6 protein-coding genes are annotated in these 6185 nt (G+C 50.2%); 5 read left to right on the top strand and 1 reads right to left on the bottom strand.

What is annotated here, in order from left to right:
- Window positions 1-664 (bottom strand): hypothetical protein (locus FFS64_RS30925; protein WP_218571106.1); only part of this gene is annotated, 664 nt, incomplete at its 3' end.
- A gap of 454 nt (window positions 665-1118) precedes the next feature.
- Here FFS64_RS30925 and FFS64_RS30920 point away from each other — a divergent pair.
- Genes FFS64_RS30920 through FFS64_RS30900 form a run of 5 tightly spaced genes read left to right on the top strand, consistent with a single transcriptional unit; the run spans window position 1119 to window position 4822 of the window.
- Window positions 1119-1679, top strand: a complete 561-nt coding sequence (locus FFS64_RS30920; protein ID WP_057978496.1) for a transglycosylase SLT domain-containing protein — start codon at window positions 1119-1121, stop codon at window positions 1677-1679.
- Window positions 1676-2182, top strand: a complete 507-nt coding sequence (locus tag FFS64_RS30915) for a hypothetical protein (protein WP_057978498.1) — start codon at window positions 1676-1678, stop codon at window positions 2180-2182. The genes FFS64_RS30920 and FFS64_RS30915 overlap by 4 nt, the downstream gene beginning before the upstream one ends.
- On the top strand, window positions 2175-2612 hold the full coding sequence (locus tag FFS64_RS30910; RefSeq protein WP_057978500.1) for a hypothetical protein: 438 nt from the start codon (window positions 2175-2177) through the stop codon (window positions 2610-2612). Before FFS64_RS30915 ends, FFS64_RS30910 begins: the two co-directional genes overlap by 8 nt.
- Before the next feature lies 1 nt (window position 2613).
- Entirely contained in the window at window positions 2614-3387 is a 774-nt protein-coding gene (locus FFS64_RS30905; protein ID WP_057978502.1) for a FlhC family transcriptional regulator, read from the top strand.
- Between the two features lie 4 nt (window positions 3388-3391).
- Window positions 3392-4822, top strand: a complete 1431-nt coding sequence (locus FFS64_RS30900; RefSeq protein WP_057978504.1) for a 3'-5' exonuclease — start codon at window positions 3392-3394, stop codon at window positions 4820-4822.
- Window positions 4823-6185 lie beyond the last annotated feature (1363 nt).

The following is a 6185-nucleotide window of genomic DNA, read 5'->3' as shown; positions in this document are numbered from 1 at the left end:
GTTTCCCAATAACAATTGTATCGGGACTCTTAAGGTCGCCTGTTTCCGGCGTAACCGATACTGTTGTGCCCATGATATTTGGATTGGTAGAGGTAAGTGCAAAACCTGTGATTACAGGAGAAACCTGACGAATAAGTACTGAATTACGCATTGCAATAAGAAAAACACCTTCGTCAAGTGAATTTCTTGTTATGTCTACAAGCACAATATCATTCCTGCCAACTACTCCTGCCATGGCGTCAGTATTTACCGATACCGCTCTCGTTCTGTCAGGTGTCAGACCGTACTCAGACAATAATCGAAGTGGAATAGGCAGCGTCTTCATCACCGGATCCACACCACCTTCAGCGGGAGCATGTGGTATGAAATTCAACGTATAAGCTAAGTTTTCCGGGGTTTGTACCAATAAAGATACAGCATCTCCGGTTTCAGGTACGTCGGATCCAGTGCTGAGATACTCGACTGTTGTTTCTAATGCTCGGGCAAGAACGATCAATCGTTCTCTAGGGCAAGATGTTCCCTTATAGAGCATATTTTTCACCGTCGATTCCGCCTCCTCAATAAAATGAGCCAGCTTCGTCGCTGAAAGATCCTTCCTCTTCATCAGCTCCTGCACTCGACTAACGAAAGCCTCATGAGTTACGGCTTCAGGTGAATACTGCATTTGTGAGCGGTCCTCGACTATTGCGACCCTGGTGTCACTTCCGACGATGTAAGACTTCGTAGGATTAGGTGTAGATCAGCGTACGCAAAAGGGAAATTTATCATTTATAGGCGGGTCAATTTACACCTATTCATAGGTTCAGATCAAAACAGAAATTCTCATCTCAGCCGGGGTAGATTTACCTGATGTCAGTGTCAGATTAAGTAATATCATTTTGACGTCACAATAGTGGCCTTTAAGGGCTATGGATCCAAAAACCGTACCTTTTTTAGGGAAAACCTTAGTAGTTCCCCTGAAATATAAGGTTTTTCCTACCGTCCGTCCGAAAAATTGACGTCATTTACACTAAATCAGGGTCAGATCGTGATGAACCATCTTGAAACATCCTGAACCACGAGTAGAATGCGCCGCATGAACAGCGTCACATTTACACAGCGGACGGGGTCAGATTGCGATGGAATGGTTCAACAAAAAGCTGATAACAGCTGTCCTTACCGGGATTGTTTGTCAGCACGCCGCGGCTTTCAGTCTGAAAGGGACCGTTTGGGAGCAGGAGGCCAACCGTCAATGCAAGGTTGACCCTAAGCTCCTCTATGCGTTTGCAATCGTTGAATCAAAGAAATACGCCAAGGACATGGTCACTCCGAACCCTTACGCCCTGAACATTTCTGAAAAACCCTACCATCCAGCATCCAAAACTGAAGCTGCAACGCTTCTGACAAATGCTTTGACTAAGACTCGATCCGTTGCCGTCGGTGCGATGCAGGTCAGTCTTCGATGGAATGGTCATCGTGTGGCAGATCCGAGTGAGCTTCTAGATCTGCGCACTAACGTTCGTGTCGGCACCGAAATTCTCTGCGAATTTCTGAAAGATGCCCACGGTGATCTGCCACTCGTACTGGGTCGGTACCACACACCTAATAAAGACTTGGAAACCGTCGCCCGTGACTATGGCCGCAGCGTAATTGCTGTGTGGCGCAACCTGATAGTCCTGGAACAAGAAGGTGCCAAATGATGGACGCATTTGCTCTTGACCTCACCCTACGTCTTGCCAAGGAATGGGCTGTCACCAACGACCCAGCGTTTAGCCGTTACTTCGATCTATCTCCGGTCGACCGCTTGTGGATCGTCAATGCCACCGATTCAGACCTTTCTGAAATATCAGCGATACCCACTTCGATCTTGTTTGTAAACGTCGGCGATTTAGGCGCTCAAGCCCCGGTATTCCGCACTCCCTCCCCTGCTGTAACAGCGATCAGCCAAATCCTAGGTGCCATCGCGGATGATCTAAAGACGCGGGGCCGAGTGGCTCGAATCAATTGGGGGATCAACAGCGAGGATAAAGCCGACTGGCTGACGAAAAGCACCATGAAGGACAGGATGCTGCTTGCAGATCAAGGGCGCGTAACCTTCTCGGCGCGAACCCCATTCAGCAAAATTCAGGTCGGTTTTCCGGATAGCAATGTGCGGATTGCCAATGTCATGCGGATTTTGTCAGGAGGCCGCCGAAGTGAATAAACAACACCTAGCGATACGCCTTCTCAAAGCCGGCATGAGTTCAGTGTTGGTAAGTATTCAAACGGGTCTCACTCCTGACCAGGTTCTGATGCCTGTTACGCAAAAAATACGCTCTATCCGAGATGTAAGCACAGCTGGATCGCTTCCTAACCTTGAAGAGATCCTGAGCGATGCAACTAAGGCTGCAGATGGCGCAGCCTTGCTCCTGCTCTACACATCGAAGGCTGTCGACTGGCAAATACAGATCGACATTGATGCCCTGGTTAACGCGCATGAGGCTTATCTTCGCGAGTACATGGCCAGTGTTGGGGCTAACGCCCCCTCCCCTCTTTCACTTGATGAGGCGTGGATTCTCACTCGAGAGCTCAGGTCCACCAGCGAAGTATCTCTACATAACAAATTAATCTGCAGCATTATGAAAGGGCATTGAAATGGACGAATCACTTGCCAAAACCCTCGTTCACGTAGGGTTCCGTTCCGCAATCATCCGAATCAACACTGGCATGACTCGTAAGCAGGTCACAAGCCTACGTAAGCGTGAAGGCATTGTTGGTCCCTCCGAATCCGGCCCCCTTCCTAATGCAGAGAGTCTCCTCGCCAAAAAGGAGGCAACACTAGAGGCAAGCCTTTTCATGCTGGCCTACTTGATCACAGCCAAATCGCCGAGAACAACGATCGACGTCGAAGCTGTTATGGCTGCTCACTCACAGTACTACGACTGCCATGCGGCACTCCGTAATGGCCAACTCGACTTAGAAAACGTTCTTGAGATCGATGACGCGTGGGTTATTGCCCGTGACTATCGCTCCAAAGAAGTAACCATGCGGTCTTGCAGCACCTGCCACATTGAATTTGTGGTCAGCATTAATCGTCCTAAACATTGCTGCCCCCTATGCGATGGTGTCCAGGTACGTGACCGCTTCCATTGCGATCACGCTGATCGAGCTGTCTCTAAGCGGTCTGTTGCGGAGTTGATCGAGCTATCCCGGAAAGTTACCCAGTGGGGAAATTGGGGGTACTCCCCTTCAGAAATTCAGAAGGAATTGGGAATCACGCAAAAGGAATTTGATGCTTGCCTAAAACTCCAAGGCTTAACCGATCCGCAGCTTCAAGGTGTGCTCGACAAGTACACAAGCGGTGACTCTCTTGTTAAGGCACTATTGAAAGACTCCCGTTCGCGGCCTGTGCCTTCTAAGGTGCTGTAAATCCATGCATGCGCCAACTGAGGAGCAGGCAGCATTTAGGAAGGCCGCAGTGGAGCTCCTAGACGCTCCGCGAGGTGTTATCAAATCAACCGCTGGCGCAGGTTGTGGAAAAACCACCGCATTAAAAGGGGCAGCTTTAGACTGCCGTAAAGCCGGCGCAAGCCGGCTTCTTGTTTTGGCATTCAGTAAAAACCTGGTCACAGACCTACAGGCTACATTCGGTGACGTTGCGTCGGTGCGAACATTCAATAGCCTGGCATTTGAATGGGCACGCAATAGCATCAATGGGCGTAACGTCGGTCAGATTTACCCTGCGCATGTCATTGAAGCCTTTGATTTAAAAAGTAAAAAGCTACCAATTGATCACGTTCACTTTGCAAAGGTGATCATTGGTGTGCTTTCAAATTACTGTTACAGCAGCAACCGCGAGATCAGCCGTCATCACATCCCTTCCTGGGTTCAGGATCCTGTCGTGGTTGAGCTTGCCGCAAAATATGCTCAGGTTCTTTTCAATGCCTTGAGGCCTGGCGCCAAAACCCGTTTAAACCTCCCCCATGACGTGTATGTTAAAGCCTGGCAACTCGACGGATGTAATGGGCTATCTGCATTCGATCAGGTCTACATGGACGAAGCAAACGACGCCACAGACGTCATGCTTTCCTGTCTCGCATTCGCACGCCGTGCCTGCTATGTGGGTGACGCAGGGCAACAAATCTTTTCGTTTCGAGGATCAAAAGATGCAATGCTCAAGGTTCCAGGTCGGCAATACCCACTAACCCTCTCATTCAGGTTCGGCCCACAAATAGCGAATCTCGCAAATGAAATTCTCTCGAAAAAGTCCACCCCTCCCCCAATCACGCTACGTGGAATGGCCGGTAAAGCAGGCCGCGTAGGACCGGTGCCCGCAAAGGAACCACATACCCGGTTGTTTCGCACTAATACGGGTGTTATCCGTGACGCCCTGGCTCTTGGGGATATGAGCGAGTCCTACGCTATTACGGGAGACACAAGTGACATACGGGAGAAAATCAATTCGACGTATGCCCTGATGAGGAACTCGTCAAAGGACGCAAGGCATCCTGCTTATGCCTTCTTCAAAACACATGACGATCTAGCGCAGTGGGCCGCGAGCAACCCACTATCTGAGATTGGTCTGATTTATGATCTAGCTAGAGATTACTCGGAAAGGGAGCGCGACCTGGACAAGATACTTTCGAATCGGCACCCCCCGAGTAATCCTCGAATTCAGTTAATGACCTGCATAAGGGCAAAGGGGCGAGAGTTCAACAACGTCATCGTCAGAGATGATTTCCGAACACGATCGGCCAGCGCTTTCAGACCACCCTCCCCCACACATCTGGATGATGAACTTAATCTACTCTACGTCGCTGTCACACGAGCAAGGTACTGCGTTGAGCTGCAGCCCGAGCTTTAACCAGAATCTTACAGAAAGCCCTCCGGGGCTTTTTTTTGGCGGGCATACAAGAGTGCGCTCTTTCGTAATTCCCACTATGGGAATTTTAGAGTTGGACATTTGTAGTCTGATTGTCGACCTAAAGTAGCTCCTTTGTTTCGGAGCTTCATGAGCATGAAATCCGTCATCACGATTGCCGACCGATAGTCGATCGTTTGTCGTCCGCTTGTGCCCTCCCAACTACATCAGCAAATTAAATCGGATCCGACTTAATTCCTGATAATCGCGCCGAACCTTCAACGTAAGCGGATGACTGCGTGTTAGCGACAGCCCCTGCCTTACCCCAAAGTCAGCTACAGTATTAGAGTGGATGTTCTTTAGTAGCGTCCCGCTCGACCTTCACCCTATCATTTAATGAGCGACTACTAACAATTCCCACTATGGGAATAATGACTGGTTAAGCCACATCAAAACGTACCAGGACCATCGAGCGTTGTAAGCTACCACCGTTGGATCTCTAATGCGGAATCTGAAGCTGCTATCAAATTGCGAACAGTCAAATCAAACGGATCGCGCAGCCGAGAATCAAACGGCAGAATTTCAGTCTTCCATGCGTTGCACCCCCACCTGCTGATTACATTAAATGCTTCACATCAACCATCGGGTAACCCCCAACATTTAGCTCCTGGTCGCTTGGATGCAATCAGAACTGGTGATCGTATATACACATTCGAGATTCGATTCCACACTCTTAGGCTTAGCCTCTTTTCGCATTACGAGATGACCCGACCAGGCCTACATCAGTCAGTGTCAGTTATGATATTTCCTAATTGGGATTCTCAATCGATCCACCAGGAACATTCAACCGCGACACGGCTTCCCAGCCAGCTCTAGATGCGTATTTCGTTATGGGACTTTTCCTGATAGGAACTTAACAGACGGTCCGGCCGGATCTTGATGCCGTCTCATTTGGAGCGCGACCATGCGTCCAGTTCGTGGCACCGCACCCGTCGGGATCCAAACACCCACGCATAGGCACACATTCCCACTATGGGACTTTTCCCGCTTACCGGACCTTAGGACCGCCTCATTTGGAGCGCGACCATGCGTCCAGTTCGTGGCACCGCACCCGTCGGGATCCAAACACCCACGCATAGGCACACATTCCCACTATGGGACTTTCCCCGCTGACCGGACCTTAGGACCGCCTCAGTTGGAGCGAGATCTTGCGTCCAGTACGTGGCACCGAACCCCGGCGGAATCCAAGGACTCACGCATAGGCACACATTCCCACTATGGGACTTTCCCCGCTGACCGGACCTTAGGACCGCCTCAGTTGGAGCGAGATCTTGCGTCCAGTACGTGGCACCGAACCCCGGCGGAA

The sequence above is a fragment of the Pseudomonas sp. G(2018) genome (assembly GCF_005502415.1).
Taxonomy (GTDB): domain Bacteria; phylum Pseudomonadota; class Gammaproteobacteria; order Pseudomonadales; family Pseudomonadaceae; genus Aquipseudomonas.
This window is presented reverse-complemented; position numbering and strand designations above follow the sequence as displayed.

Excerpts from the sequence above, each read along its gene's own strand:
- FFS64_RS30920 (WP_057978496.1), top strand. The coding sequence starts at position 1,119 with ATGGAATGGTTCAACAAAAAGCTGATAACAGCTGTCCTTACCGGGATT.
- FFS64_RS30915 (WP_057978498.1), top strand. The coding sequence starts at position 1,676 with ATGATGGACGCATTTGCTCTTGACCTCACCCTACGTCTTGCCAAGGAA.
- FFS64_RS30905 (WP_057978502.1), top strand. The coding sequence starts at position 2,614 with ATGGACGAATCACTTGCCAAAACCCTCGTTCACGTAGGGTTCCGTTCC.
- FFS64_RS30900 (WP_057978504.1), top strand. The coding sequence starts at position 3,392 with ATGCATGCGCCAACTGAGGAGCAGGCAGCATTTAGGAAGGCCGCAGTG.